We start from the raw sequence: 24376 nt of genomic DNA on the forward strand, positions 1-24376 counted from the left end.
CCTTACTTGCGCCGGGCCGCGGCCAGACGTTCGGCGAACTCCGCTGACCGGATCGAGGTCACCTGCGGTCCAAGCTCGGTGCGCATCGCTAAGCGGTGGTGCTCGGTATCGAGTGACCCGGGGCTCGCCGTGGCACGCATGGTGGCCTTGGTGGCCAGCACCACCTCGCGCGGAGCGGACGCGGGTCCGGCGGCCAGTTCCAATGCCGCGGCGACGGGATCGTCGGCGACGCTGAGCACCAGCCCGTGCCGCACGGCGGCTTCGGCGTCCAATCGCAAGCCGAACAGCAGCGCGGCGCGAGCGACTTGTGGCCCCACGGCCCGCTGCAGCATCCAGGTCGCACCGCCGCCGGGGTGCAGCCCCAGCTTCTGGAAACGGGGATCGAACAGCGCACCGGGCCCGGCGATGCGCACGTCGGCGGCCAGGGCCAGGTTCAGGCCCGCACCGACCGCCGCGCCGTTGACCGCCGCAATGGTCGGCAGCGTGCAACTGCCGACTGCCATGAAGCCGTCGTAGACCTGCTGTAGACCCGATTCCGCGGCTCCGGCACCCGCGGCGGCCAGCGCACTGAGGTCGGCGCCGGCGCAAAACGCTTTGCCCGCCCCGGTGACCACGACGGCGTGCACACCCGGGTCGGCCTCGGCCCGCTCGACCGCGGCGCGCAACCGAGCCGAGCTCTCGCTCGTCAGCGCGTTGCGCCGATCGGGGTCGTTGACGGTGATCAGCGCGACGCGATTGTCCACGCTGAACAGGATGGAATCGGACTCGGCCATCGGGCACCTCCGCAGTCGATCGTTGGGCGAGCTAAAGGGTACTTGGAGCAGCGGCTTCAAGAATCCGTAGAGGATGCCGCAAGCCCCGCTGCTGATGCTGAAAACACCAGTGAAAGGCATCACGACGAAGGGGCATCCATGCGCACCACGATCAGCACCACATCGCAGGCGATCCGCTGGGCGATCTTCTCGGCGATAACGGTGGGCTTGACCGCGCTCGGCCTCGGTGTCGCGGCGGCCAACCCGCCGCAGCAGGACCAGCCGTGCTCGCTGCGGTACGCCACGATGCGCGACGCCGACGGACACATGATGCAGTGCGACCGGATGATGAACGGAAACCACGGCCTGGTGTGGCAGAGCACCCCGGGGTCGTGATCGTCGCTAGTCTGGCCGGGTGAGCGACCAAGTGCCCGGTGGGGTGGTGCACACGCTGCCCGCGGATCTGCGCGAGGCGCTGACGACGAACTCCACCGCACTCGCGGCGTGGAAGGACATCACGCCCCTGGCGCGCAACGAATTCATCTGCTGGGTCGAGGACGCCAAGCAAGAGGCCACCCGCCAGCGCCGCATTCGCCGGACTCAGGAGGAACTGGAAGAAGGCCAGCGCCGGCCCTGTTGCTGGCCGGGCTGCAAGCATCGGGAGCGCACCGGCCACCTGGCTGTTGTCGATCGCCCGCCGCGTGGTTGTCGATCAGATCCGCTACAACTCGAGCAGGCTCCGCACCGCCCACGCGGCTGACCTCGAGGACGCAACGGCACGACTGAGCTCCGGCAGCCGGATCGAAAACATCGTCGAAATGCGCATGCTGCTCGACCGACTGGCGTCCGAACGCCGCGAAGCCCTGATACCACTCAGGTCGTCGGCCTCTCCTACGCCGAAGCGGCCGGTGTCGCCGGATGCCCCGTCGGCACCATCCGCTCCCGTGTGGCGCGGGCCCGCGACGAATTGCTGCGCGTCGCCGACGAGAGCGAACAGGCCGGCTAGTTGTACTGCCTGGGCAGTACAACTAGCCGTCTTTAGAGATGGCTTGCCACGAAAGTCGCGGCCTGACCGGGCATTCCGGATCCTGCGTAAGACAGGTGCACGGGAGAAAACAGCTCGTCATGTGAGGGCAGCGCCAGGGCCCCGCCCGGCGTGCACACGGGATCGCCGGCCGCGCACAGGTCGATGGCCTTGGCGCCGTACCACGGGCTGACCTCGCTGACCGGCCCTCCTAGGTATCTGTCCGACGGATTGCCGAACAGCGCGAGCGCCGCGACGTGACCGGCTTCGTCGGCCGTGAGTATGTCGGGGATCAGGCCGGCAATCGGTGCCCGGGCGATGGTGGCCTCGTCTATCGCCATGGCGCCCAACGAATATCCACCAAGCACCAGCTTGGTGCTGGGACAGGTGGCAACCATGGACCGGACGTGAGCGTGGACGTCGCTTCCCCCGGCGGATGCCGACGGCGCGAAATCGTCGCCGGCGGGGTAGTCCACGGGATACACCCCAAGGGACCGACCGCCGACCTGCGAGCGCAGTGCGTCGATGAATTGCTGGCCGACCACTCCGACGCCGGGTGGTTCATCGGTGGCGCGGGCGAACGTCACCTCGACGTCGGGGCACGGGGCGGCGGATGCGGGGGCGATCAGGGTCGGTGCACTCACGAGCGCTGCGAAAGTCAGCACCGCGGCACCTAGCGGGTAAGCGAACTGGCGCGCGTTCACGTCCCCATGCTGACATATCGCCCCAACCGCTGAAAGACAACGCCAGTGGCACCTCTTGCATCTGATACATACGGTCTGTATCTTCATACATACCGTATGTATCTAAATAGAGGTAGGTTCGAATGAATGATGTGCTGAGGGCTATCGAAGAGGACCGCAAGGCCGTCTTGGCGCTGTGCGCGCAACTTCCTGAGGGGGTGTGGGCCAAGGAGAGTGGGTGCCCGGGCTGGTCGGTGCAGGATCTCGTGTCGCACCTGGCGTGCAGCTTCTGGCTCGCCGTCGACCCGGCCAAGCTGCCCGATCCCGCTGGATTGCCCGCCGAACGGGCCGCGGACCTCTACGTCGACTCGCGCCGTTCGATGACTCCCGAACAGGTGGTCGCCGACTATGAGCAAGTCAGCCGCAAGGGTCTCGAGATGCTGGCCGCGGTGGCGGACCAGGACTTCGAGGTTCCGCTGGGCGATGTCGGTACCTATCCCGCGTCCGTGGTGCCGACGGCCTTCGCGTTCGAGGAGTTCATCCATCTTCGGTTCGATCTGTTCGCCCCCGACGGCCCGTTGGAGGGCGAGCCCCCGCCCGCCGACGAGCTACGGCTGGCTCCGACGCTCGACTGGATCGAGGCGTCGTTGCCGCAGCAGAACGCGAATCTCCTTGAGGCGGTGGAAAAGTCGGTCGAGGTCCGCCTCGAGGGACTGTGCGCGCGGACGCTGAACATCGGTCGCGGGACGGACGTCGCCGCCCACATCTCCAGCGATTCCTTAGCGTTCGTGCGGTGGGTGACGCAGCGGGGCAGCTGGGAGGAGTTGGGTGTGCGAGCCGAAGGCGATCCGTCGACCCTGGAGACGATCCGCAAGCTCAGAGTCTTCTGACGAGCGGCGCGGTTGGCGCCGATTCCTCGGCGACATGCGGTATGTATGAAGCCGTGGGCTCGATGCAGGAAAAGCGCCGCACGCAGGCCGAACGTGCCGCCGACACGCGTGACGCTCTGATTGCCGCCGCCCGCCCTTTGTTCGCATCGCCGGGCTTCGCCGAGGTTTCCCTGGAAACGATCGTGCACGACGCCGGGGTGACGCGCGGTGCCCTGTACCACCATTTCGCTGACAAAACGGAGCTGTTCGCCGCGGTATTCGAGAAGGTCGAGGGCGAAATGGCCGACCGAATGGGCGAGGCGATCGCCGCCGCGGGGGAGACCGACCCGGTCGAAATCATGCGCCTGGGCTCGGCCTTCTGGCTGGATGCCTGCGCCGATCCCGAGGTGCAACGCATTGTGCTGATGGACGCGCCCGGGGTGCTGGGGTGGGAACGCTGGAGCGAGATCGGGCAGCGCTACAACATCGGGCTGGTGCGGAGTCTGATCACCGCCGCGATCGAGTCCGGACGCATACCGCCGCAGCCGGTGGAGGCGACGGCGTTGACGATGCTGGGCGCACTCCGAGAAGCAACTCTCTTCATCGCCCGCGCCGACGATCAGCGGCAAGCGCGCAAAGACGCCGGCGCGGTGATCAATCGACTCGTCGATTCCCTGCGGGCGTGTTAGGCCAACGCAATTGGGTCCAAACCGAAATCGGTTCGTACGGCCTCGACAAAGTCACTGACAGCCGCATTCGAGGCCTGGTTCCAGTTATTCGACGGTGTGCCGGCCCCGGAAATGAGGGCCGCAAAAAGCGTGACGACCGCGGCGTACTGAGCTTTTCGCAGGATGTCGTTAGGCATTATCAACTTCATTTCCGACATAACGCTATTCAATTCAACCATTTGAGGCGCCGCGCGGAGTGCCGCGCGGAGCGTGGCAGCTGCAATTTGCTCGACCATGGGAGGAGTCGGCTCCGCGGCGCGGGAGAGAAGCTCGAGCGCCGGGGAAGCTGTCGCCACGGCCGCGCCGCTTTTTTCCTGCTCGACGAGGTTCTTGACGTCTTGATTGGACGACACCAGTTCATCAAATTCCGCGGATAATTCTTTGAACTTCGACGAACTAATCTCGCCCTGCACTATATCCAAGGTTTTCACGAAGCGAACCGATACATCGCGCAGTAATACGTCGTGCTGCCTTTTGGTTTCAAGGGTTTCCCCTCGATGAAATGCAGCTTTCGAGGACATGAATGTCGTTACGCCGCCAACACCGGCACCTAGCAACGTCGCAAGCGATGTGAGTACAGCCTGATCCATGTGCATATGTGAATCCTTGTCCCTCGAGAGTCCTAGGCTTACGCTATGGGGTCCAAACCGAAATTGCTACGCACCGCGTCGACAAAGTCAGCGACGGCCGCACTTGAGGCTTGGTTTCCGTTACTGGCGCCGGCCTCGGAAACATGGGCCGCGAAAAGTGTGACGATCGCGGCGTACTGGGCTTTTAGCAGGATATCGCGAGGCATTGTGAACTTCATTTCTGCCATGATGCCATGCAGTTCAGCCATTCGAGGTGCCGCCCGGAACGTGGCGGCCGCAATTTGGTCAAGTTCCGTTGCGTCCGAGAGGAGTGCGAGCGCCTGATCGGCTGTTGCCGGGGCCCCGCCTGCTTTTATCCGTTCGAAGAGAATTCCGGCGGCTTGATTGGACGCGATTACTTCATTAAGTCCCGCGGATAATTCTAATGTCGGTACCGAATTAATCACGCCCTGTGCAATGTCCAGGCTTTTCACGAAGCGGAGCGATGAATCGCGCATTAATGCCTCATGCTGTATTTTCGTTACAACAGTTTCGCCGCGATAAAAATAGGGTTTGGTGGAAGCAAATGCAGTAAGGCCGCCACCGCCGGTACCTAGTAGCGTCGCACTCGAAGAAGTGAGTACAACCGGGTCGGTGTGCACCAACGGGAGCCAGCTCAGCGGCCCCCCGAGCGCCAAATCCGGCGCAGCCCCCGCGGCCGGGGGCGCCCCGGCAGCCACCACCAACGGATCGCCAACGATCGCCGGTGGCGGCGCCCCGACGGCCGGTACGGCAACCCCGGGAACAGCGAGCGGCGCAGCCAATCCCGGTACGCCGTGCGGCGGGGCCAACCCCGGTACAGCCTGCGGTACCGAGGCCGGCTGAGCCGCCGGAGCCTGGACTCCTGGAACCTGCTCGGCGGGCGCCGCCGTCGTCCCGGACGTCGTCCCCGACGTCGTCGTCCCGGACGTCGATGTCGACGAGGTTGTCGAAGCCGACGAGGTTGTCGACGTCGATGACGTTGTCGATGTGCCAGCCGTTGCCGCCGGCGCCGCCGCTGTCGGCGTCGCTGTCGTTGCCGGCGTGACTGCCGGCGCCGCCGGGGCGATGGAGCCGTTGATGACGGTGACGTTGGCGCCCTCAATCCCGCCGGTGAGGGTGCTGCCGGAGGGGAAGGTGACCGTGGAGCCCGCTGGGACATTGACAGTGCCGGATACGACGGTGAGGTTGCCGGTGGGGAAGCCGCGGGGGAGCACTTGGCCGGGAGCGAGGTAGAAGGGCTCTTGGAACTCGGGGTAGCTGAGGTAGGCGCCGTTGACTCCACCGGTGATGGGGTTGTCGCCTTGGAAAGGGGAGAAGATGGTGACACCCTGGCCGACGGTGACGGCGCCTTGGTTGACGCTGACCGATGCGCCGTTGGGGCCGGCGGTGTAGGCGGAACCGGGGTCGATGGTGGTTGTGGGCTTTTCCTCGGGGGGTGGCTGCAGCGACTGCATCAGGGATTGGGTGCGCTGGGTGGCGGTCTTGCCGGCGTTTTGGGCCTGCGCGCGGGCCTGGTCGAGCTGCCCGTCGGACTTGGTGGTCTGTGGCGGCTCGTCGAATGATTCCAGGGTGCTGGCGGTTTCGGCCGCGGCGGCGTAGCCGTACATCGCGGTGGCGTCTTGAACCCACATCTCCATGTACTGGGCTTCGGTGGCCGCGATCGCCGCCGTGTTCTGCCCGAAAAAGTTGGTTGCGATCAACGCCAGCAACAGCGCCCGGTTGGTCGCGATCACCGGCGGGGGCACCGTCAGCGCAAACGCCGCCTCGTAGGCCGCCGCCGCCGCGTAGGCCTGAACGCCGGTCTGCACGGCCACAGCGCCGGTCGCTGACAGCCACCCCGCATAGGGTGTCGCCGCGGCCGCCATCGCCATCGAAGCCGGGCCCAACCACACCTGGCCGGTCAGCCCCGCAATAACCGAGGAGTAGCCGACCGCGGTGTACTCCAGCTCGCCGGCCAGCGCGTGCCATCCCGCCGCGGCGGCCAGCATGGGACCCGCCCCCGGCCCGGCATACATGAGCCCAGAGTTGACCTCGGGCGGTAAAAGGGCAAAATCCGGCATGTCTTTTCGCTTTGGGAGTTAAGCGCTGATTTGTCAGCAGGAGCGTACTCGCAAATGGTGGGACATGACGTGTCTGAGAGAAACCCCGAGTGACGGCTCGCTTAACGATTGAATTCCGCGGTGAACCACCCCGCGGACATGTGAAATAGACGCGGTCGCTGGGCCTTTCGGGACCGTGCCGCTCGTCGGTCCCAGGCGACTTCAGGCATTGCGATGTGAGGATTCCACGACTCCGGCGCAGGCCGGCCGCGACCCGGACTTTATGCTGACCGTCCCAATTCTCAATGACCCCCGCAGCGCCCGCAAGTCGGCCCACAGCAAACGATAGAGCCGTCCGCGACGGGCTCGAGACGCCCGGCGTGACGCCGCACGGCTTCCTCAAGACCGTGGCAACGCTTTCTGATCGGTGCCCCCGGCACGACTCGAACGTGCGACCTAGGGATTAGAAGGCCCTTGCTCTATCCACCTGAGCTACGGAGGCAATGCGCAGGTCAGTCTATCCAACGAACGGCGACTCCCCGACTCGCCGACGCGACACGCGCGAAAAGCCTTGCACCGCTATTGAAATCGGTTATTGTATTGAGCCTCGACACACGTACAACACCAGCTGGTAAGCAGCTGTTAACCGCAACGAGGCGTGTGCACAGGGTCGAGGAGACCGTTTCAAATGGGCGTGGCCATGAGCATGACTGCGAGGTACGCGAGGGCGGGCTCCCAAGCGTTTCGCCTGGTAGCGGATGCCAGAGGTGCCTCAAAGGCCGCCGCCCTGCTGCTGCGCGGATCGCCATTTGCCCTGGGCTGGTTTGCCGGCTGGTTGTCCACGGAATTTCCCCCGCATGTCGTGACCGGGCACGCGTTGTCCCGGGTATCGGCACCCGCCATCGGTCGCGTCGGCGCGTCCTGGGCCGGGCAGCGTGCGGACCAAACGCTCACCGCTGCCCTCGAGGAGTCCTTCGGGCCGGACTACGCGGACCTGGTGAGCCACCCGACCAGCGAGGAATCCGAGTGCGCACCCCGTGGCGGGCTGTTGCACCGGCCCGGGCCACATGCCCGGTATGCCGCAGAGACGTCGGACATTTCATACGGACCTAGTGCTCGCGACAACCTCCTCGACATCTGGCGGCGCCATGACCTGGCGCCGGGCCGCCGCGCACCGGTGCTGATCCAGGTCCCCGGCGGGGCATGGGCCGTCAACGGCAAACGCGGCCAGGCCTACACGTTGATGAGCCGCATGGTCGAACTCGGCTGGATCTGCGTGTCGATCGACTACAGCAAGAGCCCACGGTCCACCTTTCCCGCGCACCTGATCGACGTGAAGCGGGCGATCGCCTGGGTCCGCGAGAACATCGCCGACTACGGCGGCGATCCCGGCTTCATCGCGATCACCGGCGGCTCGGCCGGTGGCCACCTGGCCTCGTTGGCGGCGCTGACGCCCAACGACCCGCGCTTTCAGCCCGGGTTCGAACACGCCGACACCACGGTTCAGGCGGCGGTGCCGTACTACGGCGTTTACGACTTCACCAACGCCGAGGTGATGCACGAACTGATGCTGCCGTTCCTCGAGCAGTTCGTGATGCGCGCTCGATACGCCGACACACCCGAGCGATTCGCGGCGGCGTCGCCGATCACCTACGTGCACGACGAAGCGCCCCCGTTCTTCGTGCTGCACGGCGCGAAGGACGAATTGGTTCCCTGCACGCAGGCCCGCACCTTCTGCGCGGCGATGCGCGCCGCCGGGGCCCCGCTGGTGGCGTACGCCGAACTCGGCAACGCTCACCACGCGTTCGACATCCTGTCCACGGCCCGCTCGCGGCTGGCGGCGAAGTCCGTCGCGGATTTCCTGGGCATCGTCTACGGGCGCCGGGCGAGCTCGCTGCTCGATTCGTGGCCGCTGTCGGCGACGCCGGCCAGCTGAGTTGCGCAGCTCCACTACCGGCGACAACGTTTCAACCGCCGGTTCGCTGCACCTGCCGTAGCGACCGAATCGTGCCTTTCACCAGTGCGTCAACGCGACTAGCGTTGGTGAGGCTATCCGGTTGGCGGAGCTGAGGCAGGAGGCTTGACGGCGGTGACGAGGTTGGCGCGTCGGGTGGGCGAGCATGACTGAGGCCGAGGGGGCCGCCGGATTGTCCGACGAGCTCGGGCCGGTCGACTATCTGCTGCATCGAGGCGAAGCGAACCCGCGGACCCGGTCGGGGATCATGGCGCTGGAACTCCTCGACACGACGCCGGACTGGGACCGGTTCCGCACCCGGTTTGAAAATGCGTCGCGAAAGGTGCTGCGGCTGCGGCAGAAGGTCGTCGTGCCGACGCTGCCGACGGCCAATCCGCGCTGGGTGGTGGACCCCGACTTCAACCTGGACTTCCATGTCCGGCGGGTGCGCGTCTCCGAACCCGGCACGCTGCGTGAGGTATTCGATCTCGCCGAGCTGATCCTGCAGTCGCCGCTGGACATCTCGCGGCCGCTGTGGACGGCCACCCTGGTCGAGGGCCTGCCCGACGGCAAGGCCGCGACGTTGCTGCACGTCAGCCACGCCGTCACCGACGGTGTCGGCGGTGTCGAGATGTTCGCCGAGATCTACGACCTCGAGCGCGATCCGCCAGCCCGGCCGACGCCGCCGCTGCCGGTCCCGCAGGATCTGTCGCCCAACGACCTGATGCGCGAGGGCTTCAACCACTTGCCGGTCGCCGTGATCGGTGGCGTCGTGGGTGCGCTGTCCGGCGCGGTGTCGGCGGCCGGGCGGGTGCTGATGGAACCGGTGTCGACGGTGTCGGGGATCGTGAACTACGCCATCTCCGGCATCCGGGTCGTCAACCGGGCCGCCGAGCCGTCGCCGCTGCTGCGCCGGCGCAGTCTGGCCACCCGTTCCGAAGCGATCGACATCCCGCTCGCCGATCTGCACAAGGCCGCCAAAGCCGGCGGGGGATCGATCAACGACGCGTATCTGGCCGGCTTGTGCGGCGCCTTGCAGCGCTACCACCAGGCCCTCGGTGTCCCGATCGGCTCGCTGCCGATGGCGGTGCCGGTCAGCCTGCGGGCCGACGCCGACACGGCCGGCGGCAATCGGTTCACCGGTGTCAATCTGTCGGCGCCGGTGGGGGCCGGGGATCCGGTGTCTCGGATGCGCAAGATCCGTGCCCAGATGACACAGCGCCGCGACGAGCCCGCGATGAACATCATCGGCTCGATCGCACCGGTGCTCAGTGTGCTGCCCACCGCCGTGCTGGAGGGAATCACCGGATCAGTGGTCGGCGCCGACGTGCAGGCCAGCAATGTTCCCGTTTACCCGGGCGACACCTACATCGCCGGTGCAAAGGTATTGCGGCAGTATGGAATCGGCCCGCTGCCCGGTGTGGCGATGATGGTGGTGCTAATTTCGCGGGGCGGGTGGTGCACCATCACGGTGCGTTACGACAGAGCATCGGTACGAAAGGAAGCCTTGTTCGCTCAATGCCTGTTGGAGGGCTTCGACGAGATTCTCGCGCTGGCCGGCGATCCGGCGCCGCATGCGGTGCCGGCATCGTTCGCTGTGCAAGCCGATTCGGTTTCCCGATCGGAGTCGGGCTCATGAGCGCGGCAAAGGATCGCGAGATACCAACGCCCCCAAAGGATTTACGGTTGCCCGGCTCGGTCGCCGAGATCCGTGCCAGCGCCCCCGGGCCCAAAGTCGGCGCATTCTTCGACATGGACGGAACGCTGGTCGCGGGGTTTACCGCGGTTATCCTCACCCAGGAGCGCTTGCGCCGACGAGACATGGGCGTGGGGGAGCTGCTCAGCATGGTTCAGGCCGGTCTGAACCATAGGCTCGGACGCCTCGAGTTCGAAGATCTGATCAGCAAGGCATCCGAGGCGCTGCGCGGCCGGATGCTGAGCGACCTCGAGGAGATCGGCGAGCGGCTCTTCGCCCAGCGGATCGAGTCGCGGATCTACCCGGAGATGCGCGAGCTGGTGCGCGCCCACGTAGCGCGCGGCCACACCGTGGTGCTCAGCTCGTCGGCGCTGACCATCCAGGTCAATCCGGTGGCCCGCTTCCTCGGGATCGCCAACACGCTCACCAACAAATTCAAGGTCAACGAGGACGGCTTGCTGACCGGCGAGGTCGTCGAGCCGATCTTGTGGGGGCCGGGCAAAGCCGATGCGGTGCAACGGTTTGCGGCCGAGCACGACATCGACCTGAAAGACAGCTACTTCTATGCCGACGGCGACGAGGACGTCGCGTTGATGTACCTGGTGGGCAATCCGCGGCCCACCAACCCTGAAGGCAAGATGGCCGCCGTCGCCAAGCGCCGGGGTTGGCCGGTCCTGGAATTCAGCAGTCGCGGCAGCGTGGGCATCCGGCCGCAGGTGCGCACGCTGGCCGGCATCGGTTCGATGATCCCGGTCGCGGCCGGCGCACTCGGGGTCGGTCTACTCACGCTGAGCCGCCGGCGTGGGGTGAACTTCTTCACCTCGACGTTCCCCCAGACGCTATTGGGAGCCAGCGGCGTGAGCTTGAACGTCATCGGCAAGGAGCATCTGACCGCACAGCGTCCGGCGGTGTTTATCTTCAACCACCGCAACCAGGTTGACCCCGTCATCGCCGGCGCGCTGGTGCGCGACAACTGGATCGCGGTCGGCAAAAAGGAACTGCAAAAAGACCCGCTCGTCGGCACGCTGGGCAGGCTGACCGACGGGGTGTTCATCGACCGCGACGATCCGGTCGCCGCGCTCGAGACGATGGCCGAGGTTGAGGAGCGCGCCAAGAAGGGCCTGTCGATTCTGATCGCCCCCGAGGGCACCCGGATCGACACCACCGAGGTCGGGCCGTTCAAGAAGGGGCCGTTCCGCATTGCGATGGCGGCGGGAATTCCGATCGTGCCCATCGTTATTCGCAACGCGGAGATCGTCGCCGCCCGCAACTCCACCACGATCAACCCCGGCACGGTCGACGTCGCGGTGTTCCCGCCGATCCCCGTGACGGACTGGACGGTCGAGTCGCTACCCGACCACATCGCCGAGGTGCGCCAGCTGTATCTGGACACCTTGGCCAACTGGCCCGAAGACGAACTGCCCGAGGCCGATCTGTACGCCGAGAAGAAGGCGGCCAAGAAGCCCCGGGCCAAGCCGGCCGCCAAGGCCGCCGCGACAAAGGCTCCCGCGAAGAAAGCTGCCGCGAAGAAAGCCCCGGCGAAAAAGGCCGCGCCTGGAAAGTCCGCGGCCAAGGCCAAGCCCCCGGCCAAATCGCAGCCACCGCAGCTGAATTCGAGTGAGTCCTCGCTCAACGACGGCGAGGCGCTGCAGCCCGGTGCCGACCAGCCCGGCACCAGCGAGTCGCCCAGGCCCCGAGGGCGCACGTGACACAACCGGCCGCAAACACCAGCGCAGTCCTGACCGCGCAAGATTCGCTGGTGCTGGCGTCCATGGAGTCCGGCATCGAGACGCAGCTGGTGATGGAATGGCTGAGCCAGCAGCGAGCCCGGAATCCGGATGTGAAGTTCGACGTGCTCAAACTGCCCTCCGGCGATGCGCCGCCAACCGCGCTGAATCTGCTGGTGGATCAGCTGGATTCGGTCGAAGACCGCTCGATCGTGCCGGTGCGCGTGTTCTGGCTACCGGCACCGGATCGCGGCCGGGCCGCGAAGCTGGCCGGGCTGCTTCCCGGGTGGGATCCCTACCACCCCAACCAACGTCGGCAGCGTCACATCCTGAGCAAGGATCGCCACCGGGCCCGGGTGGTGGCCGGTGAGGCCGCCAAGGTGTCCGAACTCCGCCAGCAGTGGCGCGACACCACCGTCGGCGAGGACGGGCGTGATTTCGCCCAATTCGTCACGCGCCGTGCCCTTTTGGCGTTGGAGCGGGCCGAGTACCGGATCCTCGGGCCGCAATACAAATCACCGCGACTGCTGAAGCCGGAGATTCTGGCATCCGCGCGATTTCGCGCCGGCCTGAAAAAGATCCCGGGCGCCAGCGTCGACGAGGCCGGCAGGATGCTCGACGAATTGGCCACCGGCTGGAGCCGGGTGTCCGTCGACCTGGTTTCCGTTCTGGCCAGGGCGATTTGCCGCGGATTCGAACCGGAGATCGACTACGACGCGTTCCAGATCGCGGCGATGCGCACCGGGCTGGAAATTCACCCGGCGGTGCTGCTGTTCTCGCACCGGTCCTACATCGACGGCGCGGTGGTGCCGGTCGCGATGCAGGAAAACCGGTTGCCGCCGGTGCACGTGTTCGCGGGGATCAACCTGTCGTTCGGATTGATGGGCCCGCTGCTGCGGCGCTCCGGCGTCATCTTCATCCGCCGCGACATCGCCGATAATCCGCTCTACAAGTACGTGCTGCGTGAATACGTCGGCTACATCGTCGAGAAGCGTTTCAACCTGAGCTGGTCCATCGAGGGAACTCGGTCGCGCACCGGCAAGATGCTGCCCCCCAAGCTTGGTCTGATGTCGTACGTGGCCAACGCGTATCTGGATGGCCGCAGCGAAGACATTCTGCTGCAACCCGTTTCGATCGGCTTCGACCAGCTGCACGAGACAGCCGAATACGCCGCCTACGCCCGCGGTGGAGAGAAGACCCCGGAGGGCGTGCTGTGGCTGTACAACTTCATCAAGGCCCAGGGTGAACGCAACTACGGCAAGATCTACGTCCGATTCCCCGAAGCGGTCTCCATGCGGCAGTACCTCGGCCCGCAGCATGGCCCGCTGGCTCAGGATGAGGACGCGAAACGTCTTGCGCTGCAGAAGATGTCGTTCGAGGTAGCGTGGCGGATCCTGCGCGCAACCCCGGTGACGGCGACCGGTTTGGTGTGCGCGTTGCTGCTGACCACTCGCGGTGCGGCGCTGACGCTCGACCAACTGCACCACACCTTGCAGGACTCACTGGACTACCTGGACCGTAAGCACACCCCGGTGTCGACGAGCGCGTTGCGGCTGCGCAGGCCCGACGGTGTGCGCGCGGCCGTCGACGCATTGTCCAACGGGCATCCGATCACCCGCGTGGACGGTGGTCGCGAGCCCGTGTGGCTGATCGCGCCCGACAAGGAGCACGCCGCGGCGTTCTACCGGAACTCGGTGATCCACGCGTTCCTGGAGACCTCGATCGTCGAACTCGCCCTGGCGCATGCCCGGCACACCGAAGGCGACCGCATGGAGGCGTTTTGGGCGCAGGCGATGCGGCTGCGCGATCTGCTGAAATTCGACTTCTACTTTGCCGATTCGACCGCGTTCCGCGACAACATCGCCGAAGAGATGGCATGGCATGACGATTGGGAGGCCCACGTCGCGACCGGCGGCGCCGCGATCGACGCGCTGCTGTTCGCCAAGCGGCCGTTGATGTCCGACGCGATGCTGCGGGTGTTCTTCGAGGCCTACGAGATCGTCGCCGACGTGTTGCGTGATGCGCCGGCCGATGTCGGGCAGCAGGAACTCACCGAGTCCGCACTCGGGGTCGGCCGGCAATACGTGGCGCAGACCCGGGTGCGCAGCAGCGAGTCGGTGTCGACACTGCTCTTTGCCACCGCGCGTCAGGTCGTCGCCGATCAGGATCTGATCGCGCCGGCCCCGGATCTCACCGAACGCCGGATCGCCTTCCGGCGGGAATTGCGGGCGATTCTGCGGGACTTCAGTTACGTCGAGCACATCGCCCGCAACCAATTCGTGGCCCGCGAATTCCAGGCGCGACAGGAGCGCACCGCTCACCAGGCCGGGTAGTGGGGGTGTTGCGGGCGCCCGCCCATACCCTGGATGTATGACGGTCGGCCAGTCCGCAGCCAAAGCCAGAGAGCTGGTGTGGCCGCTGCTTACCGGCGTCGCGGTGCTGGCCGGTTGCACGGCCGCCGGCATCGGGGCGTTGTCGCTGGCCGACGCGCTGACCGCCACCGGACTGCCCAATCCGGGCCCGGCAACCACGCTGGGTCTGCCGTTCGTCCGGGCGGCGGGTGAGATCGCCGCGGTGCTGGCCGTGGGGTCGTTTCTGTTCGCGGCCTTCCTGGTGCCGCCGCAGAAGTCCGGCGTGCTCGACGCCGATGGATACCGCGCGCTTCGGGTGGGGACGGTCGCGTCGGGCGCCTGGGCGGTGTGTGCTCTCCTGCTGATCCCGCTGACCATCTCCGACGTCTCCGGGCACCGGCTGGCCGAGATCCTCAATCCGGTGCGGCTCTGGTCGCTGGCCAGCCTGGTCAACACCGCCTCGTCGTGGCGCTGGACGGCGTTTCTGGCCGCCGGCGTCACGCTGGCCAGCTTGGCGGTGCTGCGCTGGTCGTGGACGCCGCTGCTGTTGGCCGGCTCGCTGGTCACCCTGATCCCGCTGGGCCTGACGGGCCACTCGTCGGCCGGCGGCTCGCATGACCTGGCCACCAATAGCCTGTTGATCCACCTCGTCGCCGCCAGCCTGTGGGCCGGCGGGCTGCTGGCCGTGCTCGCACACGCGCTGCGCGGTGGCGACCACCTCGCCCTGGCCGCCCGGCGGTTCTCGACGATCGCATTGTGGTGCTGGGTCGCGATGGCGCTCAGCGGCGTGATGAACGCCCTGGTGCGGCTGCTGCCGTCGGACCTGCTGACCACGACATACGGGCGGCTGGTGCTGGTCAAGGTCGTCGCGCTGGGTGCGCTCGGGGTCCTGGGCTGGCGGCAACGGCGCGCCGGAGTCGTTGCGCTGCAACGTGATCCCACGTCGCGCAGCGGCCTGATCCGGCTGGCGCTGGTCGAGGCGGCCCTGTTCGGCGTGACGTTCGGCGTCGCGGTCGGACTCGGCCGTACCCCACCGCCACCACCGCCGGTCCGGCTGCCGTCGATTCCTGAGGCCGAGATCGGTTACGACTTCGAGGGCGGGCCGACGGTGGCGCGCGTCCTGTTCGATTGGCGCTTCGATCTGGTCTTCGGTACGGCCGCAATCCTTTTGGCCGCGCTGTATGTGGCGGGGGTGCTGCGGCTGCGCCGCCGCGGCGATCACTGGCCGTCCGGCCGGATCGTGGCCTGGTTGTTGGGCTGTCTGACCCTGCTGTTCGTCACATCATCCGGGGTCGGCCGCTACATGCCGGCGATGTTCAGCATGCACATGGCCGCGCACATGGGGCTGTCGATGCTGGTGCCGATCCTGCTGGTGCTGGGCGCGCCGGTGAGCCTGGCGCTGCGGGCGCTGCCCGCCGCCGGCCGCGACGACCCGCCGGGCATGCGCGAATGGCTGCTGGCCGCCCTGCACAGCCGGGTGTCGCGCATCCTGACCAATCCGATCGTGGCCACGGTGCTGTTCGTCGCGGGCTTCTACGGCCTGTACTTCACCTCGATCTTCGACGGCGCGGTCGCCAGCCACGCCGGGCATCTGGCGATGAACGTGCACTTCCTGGTCAGCGGCTACCTCTTCTATTGGGTGGTGATCGGTGTGGACCCCACGCCGCGTCCGATCCCGCCGCTGGCCAAGGTGGGCGTGGTGTTCGCGTCGCTGCCCATGCACGCGTTCTTCGGCGTGGAACTGATGGGCACCCCGACCGTGCTGGGCGAGGCCTACTACCGGTCGCTGGGCTTGAGTTGGCATACCGACCTGCTGGGCGATCAACACTTGGGCGGCGGAATCGCTTGGGCGGCAGGCGAAGTGCCGCTCGTCATCGTCATGCTCGCGCTGCTGGTGCAGTGGGCCCGCAGCGACGCGCGCACCGCGCGGCGCCTGGATCGGGCCGCCGACCGCGACGACGACGCCGATCTGACCGCCTACAACGCGATGCTGGCCGAAATGGCCCGCGGCTCGAGGCCGCGGCCCGCGTCTCAGGGACCCGCTTCGCCCGATCCGCGAGCGTAACGTCACGGCGGTTTCCGGCGCGGATTTTCGCAGTGAGGTTACGCTCGCGGATCGGGCGGGGAGCGGATGTGCGTTTCACCGGGTGTCGCGCAATTGAGCGGCCCGTCGGTGACCTGGCCGCCGCCGACGGCGCCTCGCGTCCTTTCCACAGTCGCGAGTTTGTCCACAGAGCCTGCCGGCGATCGGACCGGATTGCCGGTGAGTCGTCGGTGCCCCAGCGCTCAATGGGCATCAGTCACGCGCAATACGAAAGGAACCAAGTCATGTTCGAAACACCCCTTACCGTGGTCGGTCACATCGTCAACAATCCCGAGCGTCGGCAGGTCGGAAGTCAGGAGGTCATGAAGTTTCGCGTCGCCAGCAATTCGCGCCGCCGCACCGCCGACGGCGGCTGGGAGCCGGGGAATTCGCTGTTCATCAATGTCAATTGCTGGGGCAAGTTGGTCACCGGCGTCGGGGCCGCGCTCGGCAAGGGCGCCCCGGTGATCGTGGTCGGCTTCGTCTACACCAGCGAGTACGAGGACCGTGATGGCAATCGGCGTTCGTCGCTGGAGATGCGCGCGACGTCCGTGGGGCCCGATGTCTCGCGCGCGATCGTGCGCGTCGAAAAGCCCGGCTACACCGGCCCCGACGCGGAACCGGCGGCCGTGGTCGGCGACACCACGGTCGAGCCGGTCGCCGAGGATGACGCGGCCGAATCCGGCGACGGCGCCGAGGACCCCAGCTCGCTGTCTCTGTCCGCCTAGCCGACGGCGTCGGGTCGGCGCCCTTGGGTGATGCCTAGGATGGTCGCGAGATCATTCTCGAACACCAGAAAGGCAAAACCGCGGCATGGCTGAGTTCATCTACACGATGAAAAAGGTCCGCAAGGCGCACGGCGACAAGGTGATCCTGGACGACGTCACGCTGAGCTTTTTCCCGGGCGCCAAGATCGGTGTCGTCGGCCCTAACGGCGCCGGTAAGTCGAGCGTCTTGCGGATCATGGCCGGTCTGGACAAGCCGAACAACGGCGATGCATTCCTGGCCAACGATGCGACGGTCGGCATCCTGCTGCAGGAGCCGCCGCTGAACGAGGAGAAGACCGTTCGCGGCAACGTGGAAGAGGGCCTGGGCGAGATCAAGGTCAAGCTCGACCGCTTCAACGAGGTCGCCGAGCTGATGGCCACCGACTACTCGGACGAGCTGATGGAGGAGATGGGCCGGCTGCAAGAGGAGCTGGACCATGCCGACGCGTGGGACCTCGACTCGCAGCTCGAGCAGGCGATGGATGCGCTGCGCTGCCCGCCGCCCGACGAGCCGGTGACCAACCTGTCCGGTGGTGAGCGTCGCCGGGTGGCGCTGTGCAAGCTGCTGCTGTCCAAGCCCGACCTGCTGCTGCTCGACGAGCCGACCAACCACCTGGACGCCGAGAGTGTGCAGTGGCTCGAACAGCATCTGGCCAGCTACGCGGGCGCGATCCTGGCCGTCACCCACGACCGTTACTTCCTGGACAACGTCGCCGAATGGATCCTGGAACTCGACCGCGGCCGCGCCTACCCCTACGAAGGCAACTACTCGACCTACCTGGAGAAGAAGGCCGAGCGAATCGCGGTGCAGGGCCGCAAGGACGCCAAGCTGCAGAAGCGTTTGCAAGAGGAACTGGCCTGGGTGCGCTCGGGCGCCAAGGCGCGCCAGGCCAAGAGCAAGGCCCGGCTGCAGCGCTACGACGAAATGGCCGCCGAGGCGGAGAAGACGCGCAAGCTCGATTTCGAGGAGATCCAGATACCGGTCGGGCCCCGGCTGGGCAATGTGGTGGTCGAGGTCGATCACCTGGACAAGGGCTACGACGGGCGCACCCTGATCAAGGATCTGTCGTTCACCCTGCCCCGCAACGGCATCGTCGGCGTCATCGGTCCCAACGGTGTCGGTAAGACCACGCTGTTCAAAACCATCGTCGGGCTCGAGGAGCCGGACAGCGGCACGGTCAAGGTCGGCGAGACCGTGAAGCTCAGCTACGTCGACCAGAGCCGCGCGGGGATCGATCCGAAAAAGACCGTCTGGCAGGTCGTCTCCGACGGGCTCGACCACATCGTCGTCGGCCAGACCGAGGTGCCGTCCCGTGCGTATGTGTCGGCGTTCGGATTCAAGGGCCCCGACCAGCAGAAGCCGGCCGGGGTGCTCTCCGGTGGTGAGCGCAACCGGCTGAACCTGGCGCTGACGCTCAAGCAGGGCGGCAACCTGATCCTGCTCGACGAACCGACCAACGACCTCGACGTCGAAACGTTGGGTTCGCTGGAGAACGCGCTGGAACAATTCCCCGGTTGCGCAGTGGTGATTTCGCACGACCGCTGGTTCCTCGACCGCACCTGCACGCACATCCTGGCCTGGGAGGGCGACGACGACAACGAGGCCAAGTGGTTCTGGTTCGAGGGCAACTTCGGTGCATACGAGGAAAACAAGGTGGAACGACTCGGAGTCGAGGCCGCCAGGCCGCACCGGGTGACGCACCGCAAGCTGACGCGGGACTAGTGTCAGCTCTGCCAGCTGCCCCGCGACGACGCGGCCGATCGGTCGCCGAGAAGTGCGGTGACTGAGCGTAGGGCCATCCGTGCGGAGTAGGGAGCTAGCGGCATGACGATCCGTTCGGGACCGAAGCAGCAAACGACGCCGTGGACCGCGTTCTCCTCGATGTCGGACGTGCCCGAGTGGATCTCCAAGGCCTACATCGAGACCTATCGCGGCCCCCACGACAAAGAACCCGGAACCCTCGAAACCGGCGTCATCGACCTGAACATCCCGGCCGCCATCCTCACCCCGGCGTTGCTGAGTGCCCACTACCGGCTCGGCGAGCACCGGCCGCCCGGCGAGAGCTGCGTCGCGGTCTACCCGCCCGAGGATCCCGCGGGTTTCGGGCCCGCGCTGCAGGTCGTCACCGACCACGGTGGCATGTTGATGGACTCCGTCACGGTGCTGCTGCACCGACTCGGCGTCTCATACTCCGCACTGATGACCCCGGTGTTCGACGTCCAGCGCAACCCGTCGGGCGACCTACTCAGCATCGAACCCAAAGCGCCCGGCACGCCGCAATACGTCGGCGAGGCCTGGATCCACATCCAGTTCGTGCCGTCGGTCGACACCAAGGCGCTCGCCGAGGTCGAAAAATTGCTGCCGCGGGTTCTCAGCGACGTCCAACAGGTGGCCTCCGATGCGGCGGGGATCATCGCCGCCCTGAGCAATCTGGCCGCAGACGTCGAAACCAACGTCGGTGGGCGATTCACGGCGCCCGACCGCGAGGATGTCGCGGCACTGCTGCGCTGGCTGGGTGACGGCAATTTTCTGTTGCTGGGCTACCAGCGATGCCGGGTGCATGACGGTCTGGTCTCCGGCGACGGGACCAGCGATCTCGGCGTGCTGCGCAGTCGGACCGGTTCTCGGCCGCGGCTGACCGACGACGACAAACTGCTGGTCCTGGCTCAGGCCACGGTCGGTAGCTATCTGCGCTACGGGGCCTACCCCTATGCCGTCGGGGTGCGCGAATACGTCGACGGCGGCGTGATCGAGCACCGCTTCGTCGGGCTGTTCACCGTCGCCGCGATGAACGCCGATGTCCTGGAGATCCCGGCGATCTCGCGCCGGGTCCGCGAGGCGCTGGCGATGGCCGACAACGACCCCGCCCATCCGGCTCAGTTGATCCTCGACGTGATCCAGACCGTCCCGCGCTCGGAGCTGTTCACGCTCAGCGGCGAGCGGCTTTTCACGATGGCCAAGGCCGTCGTGGATCTGGGATCCCAACGGCGAGCGTTGTTGTTCGTGCGGGCCGACCGGCTGCGCTACTTCGTCTCGTGCCTGGTGTATGTGCCGCGGGATCGCTACACCACCGCCGTGCGGTTGCAGATCGAGGACATCCTGGTTCGCGAATTCGGTGGCACGCGGCTGGAATTCACCGCGCGCGTCAGTGAATCGCCTTGGGCGCTCATGCATTTCATGGTGAGACTGCCCGAAGATGCGGGCCCGGTCGACGTCTCCGAAACCAACCGGATGCGAATCCAGGCGCTGGTCAGCGAGGCCGCGCGCACCTGGTCCGACCGGCTCGTCGCCGCCGCGCCTGCCGGCGGGATCTCGCACGCCGACGCCGAGCACTACGCCGACGCCTTCTCCGAGGGCTACAAGTCGGCGCTGACGCCCGACGACGCGCTCGGCCACATCAGCATCATCAAGGAGCTGACCGACGATTCGGTCAAGCTGGTATTCACCGATCGCGGCGAGGAAACCGCGCAACTGACCTGGTTCCTGGGCGGGCACAGCGCCTCGCTGAGCCAGCTGCTGCCGATGCTGCAGAGCATGGGTGTGGTGGTGCTCGAGGAGCGCCCGTTCACGGTCGTCCGGCCGGACGGATTGCCGGTGTGGATCTATCAGTTCCGCATCTCGCCGCACCCGACCATCCAGCTGGCGCAGACGCAGGCCGACCGGGACGCGACGGCGGAACGATTCGCCGAAGCGGTCACCGCGATTTGGCACGGCCGCGTCGAGGTCGACCGGTTCAACGAGCTGGTGATGCGCGCCGGGCTGAGCTGGCAGCAGGTCGTGCTGCTGCGCGCCTACGCAAAGTACTTGCGGCAGGCCAACTTTCCCTACAGCCAGGCCTACATCGAATCGGTGCTCAACGAGCACCCCTCGACCGCGCGATCGCTGGTGCGGCTGTTTGAAGCGCTTTTCGATCCCAGCACCGCGGGATCGGCGACGAGCCGCGATGCGCAAACGGCCGCCGCCGCGGTCGCCGCGGACATCGACGCGCTGGTCAGTCTGGACACCGACCGCATCCTGCGCGCCTTCGCGTCACTGGTGCAGGCGACGTTGCGCACGAATTACTTTGTGACACGCGAAGGTTCGGCCCGGGCTCGCAACGTGCTGGCGATCAAGCTGGATGCCCAGCTGGTCGACGAGCTTCCGCTGCCGCGGCCCAAGTACGAAATCTTCATCTACTCACCGCGTGTCGAGGGCGTGCACCTGCGGTTCGGCCCGGTGGCGCGCGGCGGGTTGCGCTGGTCGGACCGGCGCGACGACTTCCGCACCGAGATCCTGGGCCTGGTCAAGGCGCAGGCGGTCAAGAACGCCGTCATCGTGCCGGTCGGGGCCAAGGGTGGATTCGTCCTCAAGCGACCGCCGCTGCCCACCGGGGATGCCGCGGCCGACCGCGACGCGACCCGCGCCGAGGGCGTCGCCTGCTATCAGCTCTTCATCTCCGGATTGCTCGACGTCACCGACAATGTCGACCACTCCACCGGCAAGGTCAGCCCGCCACCGCAGGTGATTCGCCGCGACGGCGACGACGCCTACCTGGTGGTCGCCGCGGACAAGGGCACCGCCACCTTCTCCGACATCGCCAACGACGTCGCCCACTCCTACGGCTTCTGGCTGGGCGACGCCTTCGCGTCCGGCGGATCGGTCGGCTACGACCACAAGGCGATGGGCATCACCGCCAAGGGCGCCTGGGAAGCCGTCAAGCGACACTTCCGCGAGATGGGCGTCGACACCCAAACCGAGGACTTCACGGTGGTCGGCGTCGGCGACATGAGCGGCGACGTGTTCGGCAACGGCATGCTGTTGAGCAAGCACATCAGGCTGATCGCCGCCTTCGATCACCGGCACATCTTCTTGGACCCCGACCCCGACGCGGCGGCGACGTGGCCGGAACGCCGGCGGATGTTCGACCTGCCGCGGTCCAGCTGGGAGGACTACGACAAGTCGTTGATCAGCGAGGGCGGCGGGGTGTACAGCCGCGAGCAAAAGGCGATCCCGATCAGCCCGCAGGTGCGCCTGGCGCTCGGCATCGACGACGAGATCACCGAGATGGCTCCGCCCAACCTGATCAAGGCGATCCTGCTGGCGCCGGTGGACCTGCTGTTCAACGGCGGCATCGGTACCTACGTCAAAGCCGAGTCCGAGTCCGACGCCGACGTCGGCGATCGTGCCAACGACCCGGTGCGGGTCAACGGAAACCAGTTGCGCGCCAAGGTGATCGGCGAGGGCGGCAACCTCGGCGTGACGGCCCTGGGTCGCGTCGAGTTCGACCTGGCCGGTGGGCGGGTCAACACCGACGCGATGGACAACTCCGCCGGCGTGGATTGCTCCGACCACGAGGTCAACATCAAGATCCTGATCGACTCGCTGGTCACCGGCGGCAAGGTGAACGCCGACGAGCGCAGCGCGCTGCTGGAATCGATGACCGACGAGGTCGCCAAACTGGTGCTCGCCGACAACGAGGACCAGAACGACCTGGTGGGCACCAGCCGCGCCAACGCCGCGAGCCTGCTGCCGGTGCACGCGATGCAGATCAAGTACCTCGAGGAGAACGGCGTCGACCGCGAACTGGAAGCCCTGCCATCGGAGAAGGAAATCGCGCGGCGCACCGAGGCCGGTCTCGGGCTCACCTCGCCCGAGCTGTGCACGCTGATGGCTCACGTCAAGCTGCTCCTCAAAGCGGAGATGCTGACCACCGAGCTGCCGGAGCAGGACGTCTTCGCCTCACGGCTGCCCCGGTATTTCCCAACACCTTTGCGCGAACGGTTCACCCCGGAGATCCGTACTCATCAGCTACGCCGCGAGATCGTCACGACGATGCTGATCAACGACATGGTGGACGCCGCCGGCATCAGCTATGCCTACCGGCTCACCCAGGATGTCGGCGTCGGGCACATCGACGCGGTGCGCACCTGGGTCGCCACCGACGCGATCTTCGGTATCGACCAGATCTGGCGCGGTATCCGCGCGGCGGACATCCCGGTCGCGGTGTCGGACCGGATGACGCTGGACACGCGACGACTGATCGACCGGGCCGGACGCTGGCTGCTCAACTACCGGCCGCAGCCGCTGGCCGTCGGCGCCGAGATCAACCGGTTCGCCGCCAAGGTCAAAACGCTGACCCCGCGCATGTCGGATTGGCTGCGCGGTGACGACAAGGCCATCGTCGAACAGGAAGCCGCGGCGTTCGCCGCCCAAGGCGCGCCCGAAGAGCTGGCCTACCTGGTGGCGGCCGGGCTGTACCGCTTCAGCCTGCTCGACATCATCGACATCGCCGACATCACCGAGACCGATCCCGCCGACGTCGCGGACACGTACTTCGCGCTGATGGACCGGCTGGGCACCGACGGCCTGCTCACCGCGATCTCCGCGCTGCCGCGCTACGACCGCTGGCATTCGTTGGCGCGCTTGGCGATTCGCGACGACATCTACGCCTCGCTGCGATCGCTGTGTCTCGACGTGCTGGCGGTGGGGGAACCGGACGAAAGTGGGGAAGAGAAGATCGCGGAGTGGGAGCACATCAGCGCGTCCCGGGTGGAGCGGGCGCGGCGCACGCTCACCGAAATCTATGCCAGCGGCGGCGAGGACCTCGCGACGCTGTCGGTGGCCGCCCGGCAGATCCGTCGCATGACCCGCACCAGCGGGCGGGGGACGTCCGGGTGACCGTCGGATACGTCGCGTCGGTGCCGGTGCGCTGGTCGGACATCGACATGTATCAACACGTCAACCACGCCACGATGGTCACGCTGCTGGAAGAGTCACGGGTTCCCTTCCTCAAGCCGGCCTTCGAGGTCGATATCTTGGAGATCGGCCTGCTGATCGCCGACGTGCGCGTCACCTACAAAGCGCAGCTGAAGTTGGTGGATTCGCCTCTGCAGGTGACCATCTGGACCAAGCAGCTGCGGACGGTCGACTTCACGCTGGGCTACGAGGTGCGGTCGGTCAGTGCCGATCCGGAGTCCAAGCCGGCCGTCATCGCCGAGTCGCAGCTGGCCGCCGTTCACATCCAGGAGCAGCGGCTGGTGCGACTTTCGCCACAGCATCGGGAGTATTTGCAACGGTGGCTGCGTTAGCCGATCGCGGACTGTGGCTGGGCC

The 24376-nt window shown here is 66.7% G+C and carries 15 protein-coding genes, 1 tRNA gene and 3 pseudogenes; 14 read left to right on the forward strand and 5 right to left on the reverse strand.

All coding sequences use genetic code 11. The features are described 5' to 3' along the window. Positions 1–2 precede the first annotated feature (2 nt). A complete protein-coding gene (locus G6N55_RS25720) occupies positions 3–773 on the reverse strand; it encodes an enoyl-CoA hydratase (protein ID WP_085220775.1) in 771 nt (256 codons plus the stop codon). 138 nt (positions 774–911) lie between these two features. On the opposite strand from G6N55_RS25720, the gene G6N55_RS25725 reads away from it, so the two are divergent. The 3 genes and pseudogenes from G6N55_RS25725 to G6N55_RS25735 form a co-directional block, all read left to right on the forward strand. Further along, positions 912–1148 (forward strand): hypothetical protein, encoded by a 237-nt coding sequence (locus tag G6N55_RS25725; RefSeq protein WP_085220774.1) that lies wholly within the window; start codon positions 912–914, stop codon positions 1146–1148. Positions 1149–1179: 31 nt separating this feature from the next. Next, a pseudogene (locus G6N55_RS25730) lies at positions 1180–1425 on the forward strand (YdeI/OmpD-associated family protein); the annotation flags it as partial. Next, positions 1415–1758 (forward strand): annotated as a pseudogene (locus G6N55_RS25735) (sigma factor-like helix-turn-helix DNA-binding protein); the annotation flags it as partial. The pseudogenes G6N55_RS25730 and G6N55_RS25735, both read left to right, overlap by 11 nt. A gap of 32 nt (positions 1759–1790) precedes the next feature. Here the strand turns inward: G6N55_RS25735 and G6N55_RS25740 are convergent. Further along, entirely contained in the window at positions 1791–2480 is a 690-nt protein-coding gene (locus G6N55_RS25740) for a cutinase family protein (protein ID WP_232078832.1), read from the reverse strand. A gap of 122 nt (positions 2481–2602) precedes the next feature. Here G6N55_RS25740 and G6N55_RS25745 point away from each other — a divergent pair, with 122 nt between their 5' ends. Then, positions 2603–3349 carry a maleylpyruvate isomerase family mycothiol-dependent enzyme gene (locus G6N55_RS25745; RefSeq protein ID WP_085220772.1) on the forward strand — a complete coding sequence of 249 codons (747 nt, stop codon included), beginning with the start codon at positions 2603–2605 and terminating at the stop codon, positions 3347–3349. Between the two features lie 41 nt (positions 3350–3390). Beyond that, positions 3391–4017, forward strand: a complete 627-nt coding sequence (locus G6N55_RS25750; RefSeq protein ID WP_232078833.1) for a TetR/AcrR family transcriptional regulator — start codon at positions 3391–3393, stop codon at positions 4015–4017. Here the strand turns inward: G6N55_RS25750 and G6N55_RS25755 are convergent. From G6N55_RS25755 to G6N55_RS25765, 3 genes and pseudogenes are all read right to left on the reverse strand, one after another. Further along, on the reverse strand, positions 4014–4646 hold the full coding sequence (locus G6N55_RS25755) for a hypothetical protein (protein ID WP_139826708.1): 633 nt from the start codon (positions 4644–4646) through the stop codon (positions 4014–4016). The two genes, G6N55_RS25750 and G6N55_RS25755, sit on opposite strands and share 4 nt — an antisense overlap. A gap of 1478 nt (positions 4647–6124) precedes the next feature. Then, positions 6125–6727 (reverse strand): annotated as a pseudogene (locus G6N55_RS30255) (PPE family protein); the annotation flags it as partial. Positions 6728–7134: 407 nt separating this feature from the next. Beyond that, positions 7135–7208: transfer RNA gene (locus G6N55_RS25765), tRNA-Arg, on the reverse strand. A gap of 186 nt (positions 7209–7394) precedes the next feature. Here G6N55_RS25765 and lipQ point away from each other — a divergent pair. The 9 genes from lipQ (at position 7395) to G6N55_RS25810 (ending at position 24352) form a co-directional block, all read left to right on the forward strand. Then, positions 7395–8642 carry an esterase LipQ gene (lipQ, locus tag G6N55_RS25770; protein ID WP_085220769.1) on the forward strand — a complete coding sequence of 416 codons (1248 nt, stop codon included), beginning with the start codon at positions 7395–7397 and terminating at the stop codon, positions 8640–8642. A gap of 184 nt (positions 8643–8826) precedes the next feature. Then, positions 8827–10299 carry a WS/DGAT/MGAT family O-acyltransferase gene (locus G6N55_RS25775; protein WP_085220768.1) on the forward strand — a complete coding sequence of 491 codons (1473 nt, stop codon included), beginning with the start codon at positions 8827–8829 and terminating at the stop codon, positions 10297–10299. Then, entirely contained in the window at positions 10296–12065 is a 1770-nt protein-coding gene (locus tag G6N55_RS25780) for an HAD-IB family hydrolase/lysophospholipid acyltransferase family protein (RefSeq protein ID WP_085220767.1), read from the forward strand. Before G6N55_RS25775 ends, G6N55_RS25780 begins: the two co-directional genes overlap by 4 nt. Next, entirely contained in the window at positions 12062–14416 is a 2355-nt protein-coding gene (locus G6N55_RS25785) for a glycerol-3-phosphate 1-O-acyltransferase (protein WP_085220766.1), read from the forward strand. Before G6N55_RS25780 ends, G6N55_RS25785 begins: the two co-directional genes overlap by 4 nt. 37 nt (positions 14417–14453) lie before the next feature. After that, the gene (locus G6N55_RS25790; protein ID WP_085220765.1) at positions 14454–16499 is read left to right on the forward strand and encodes a cytochrome c oxidase assembly protein; all 2046 of its coding nucleotides are present in this window, start codon (positions 14454–14456) and stop codon (positions 16497–16499) included. Between the two features lie 263 nt (positions 16500–16762). Further along, entirely contained in the window at positions 16763–17245 is a 483-nt protein-coding gene (locus tag G6N55_RS25795) for a single-stranded DNA-binding protein (RefSeq protein WP_085221223.1), read from the forward strand. A gap of 85 nt (positions 17246–17330) precedes the next feature. Then, a complete protein-coding gene (gene ettA / locus G6N55_RS25800; RefSeq protein ID WP_085220764.1) occupies positions 17331–19007 on the forward strand; it encodes an energy-dependent translational throttle protein EttA in 1677 nt (558 codons plus the stop codon). Between the two features lie 102 nt (positions 19008–19109). Next, a complete protein-coding gene (locus G6N55_RS25805; RefSeq protein WP_085220763.1) occupies positions 19110–23942 on the forward strand; it encodes an NAD-glutamate dehydrogenase in 4833 nt (1610 codons plus the stop codon). Next, positions 23939–24352 carry an acyl-CoA thioesterase gene (locus G6N55_RS25810; RefSeq protein WP_085220762.1) on the forward strand — a complete coding sequence of 138 codons (414 nt, stop codon included), beginning with the start codon at positions 23939–23941 and terminating at the stop codon, positions 24350–24352. Before G6N55_RS25805 ends, G6N55_RS25810 begins: the two co-directional genes overlap by 4 nt. Positions 24353–24376 lie beyond the last annotated feature (24 nt).

The sequence above is a fragment of the Mycobacterium florentinum genome (genome assembly GCF_010730355.1).
Taxonomy (GTDB): Bacteria; Actinomycetota; Actinomycetes; order Mycobacteriales; family Mycobacteriaceae; genus Mycobacterium; species Mycobacterium florentinum.

Excerpts from the sequence above, each read along its gene's own strand:
- G6N55_RS25720 (WP_085220775.1), bottom strand. The coding sequence starts at position 773 with ATGGCCGAGTCCGATTCCATCCTGTTCAGCGTGGACAATCGCGTCGCG.
- G6N55_RS25725 (WP_085220774.1), top strand. The coding sequence starts at position 912 with ATGCGCACCACGATCAGCACCACATCGCAGGCGATCCGCTGGGCGATC.
- G6N55_RS25745 (WP_085220772.1), top strand. The coding sequence starts at position 2,603 with ATGAATGATGTGCTGAGGGCTATCGAAGAGGACCGCAAGGCCGTCTTG.
- G6N55_RS25750 (WP_232078833.1), top strand. The coding sequence starts at position 3,391 with ATGTATGAAGCCGTGGGCTCGATGCAGGAAAAGCGCCGCACGCAGGCC.
- G6N55_RS25755 (WP_139826708.1), bottom strand. The coding sequence starts at position 4,646 with ATGGATCAGGCTGTACTCACATCGCTTGCGACGTTGCTAGGTGCCGGT.
- lipQ (WP_085220769.1), top strand. The coding sequence starts at position 7,395 with ATGGGCGTGGCCATGAGCATGACTGCGAGGTACGCGAGGGCGGGCTCC.
- G6N55_RS25775 (WP_085220768.1), top strand. The coding sequence starts at position 8,827 with ATGACTGAGGCCGAGGGGGCCGCCGGATTGTCCGACGAGCTCGGGCCG.
- G6N55_RS25780 (WP_085220767.1), top strand. The coding sequence starts at position 10,296 with ATGAGCGCGGCAAAGGATCGCGAGATACCAACGCCCCCAAAGGATTTA.
- G6N55_RS25790 (WP_085220765.1), top strand. The coding sequence starts at position 14,454 with ATGACGGTCGGCCAGTCCGCAGCCAAAGCCAGAGAGCTGGTGTGGCCG.
- G6N55_RS25795 (WP_085221223.1), top strand. The coding sequence starts at position 16,763 with ATGTTCGAAACACCCCTTACCGTGGTCGGTCACATCGTCAACAATCCC.
- ettA (WP_085220764.1), top strand. The coding sequence starts at position 17,331 with ATGGCTGAGTTCATCTACACGATGAAAAAGGTCCGCAAGGCGCACGGC.
- G6N55_RS25805 (WP_085220763.1), top strand. The coding sequence starts at position 19,110 with ATGACGATCCGTTCGGGACCGAAGCAGCAAACGACGCCGTGGACCGCG.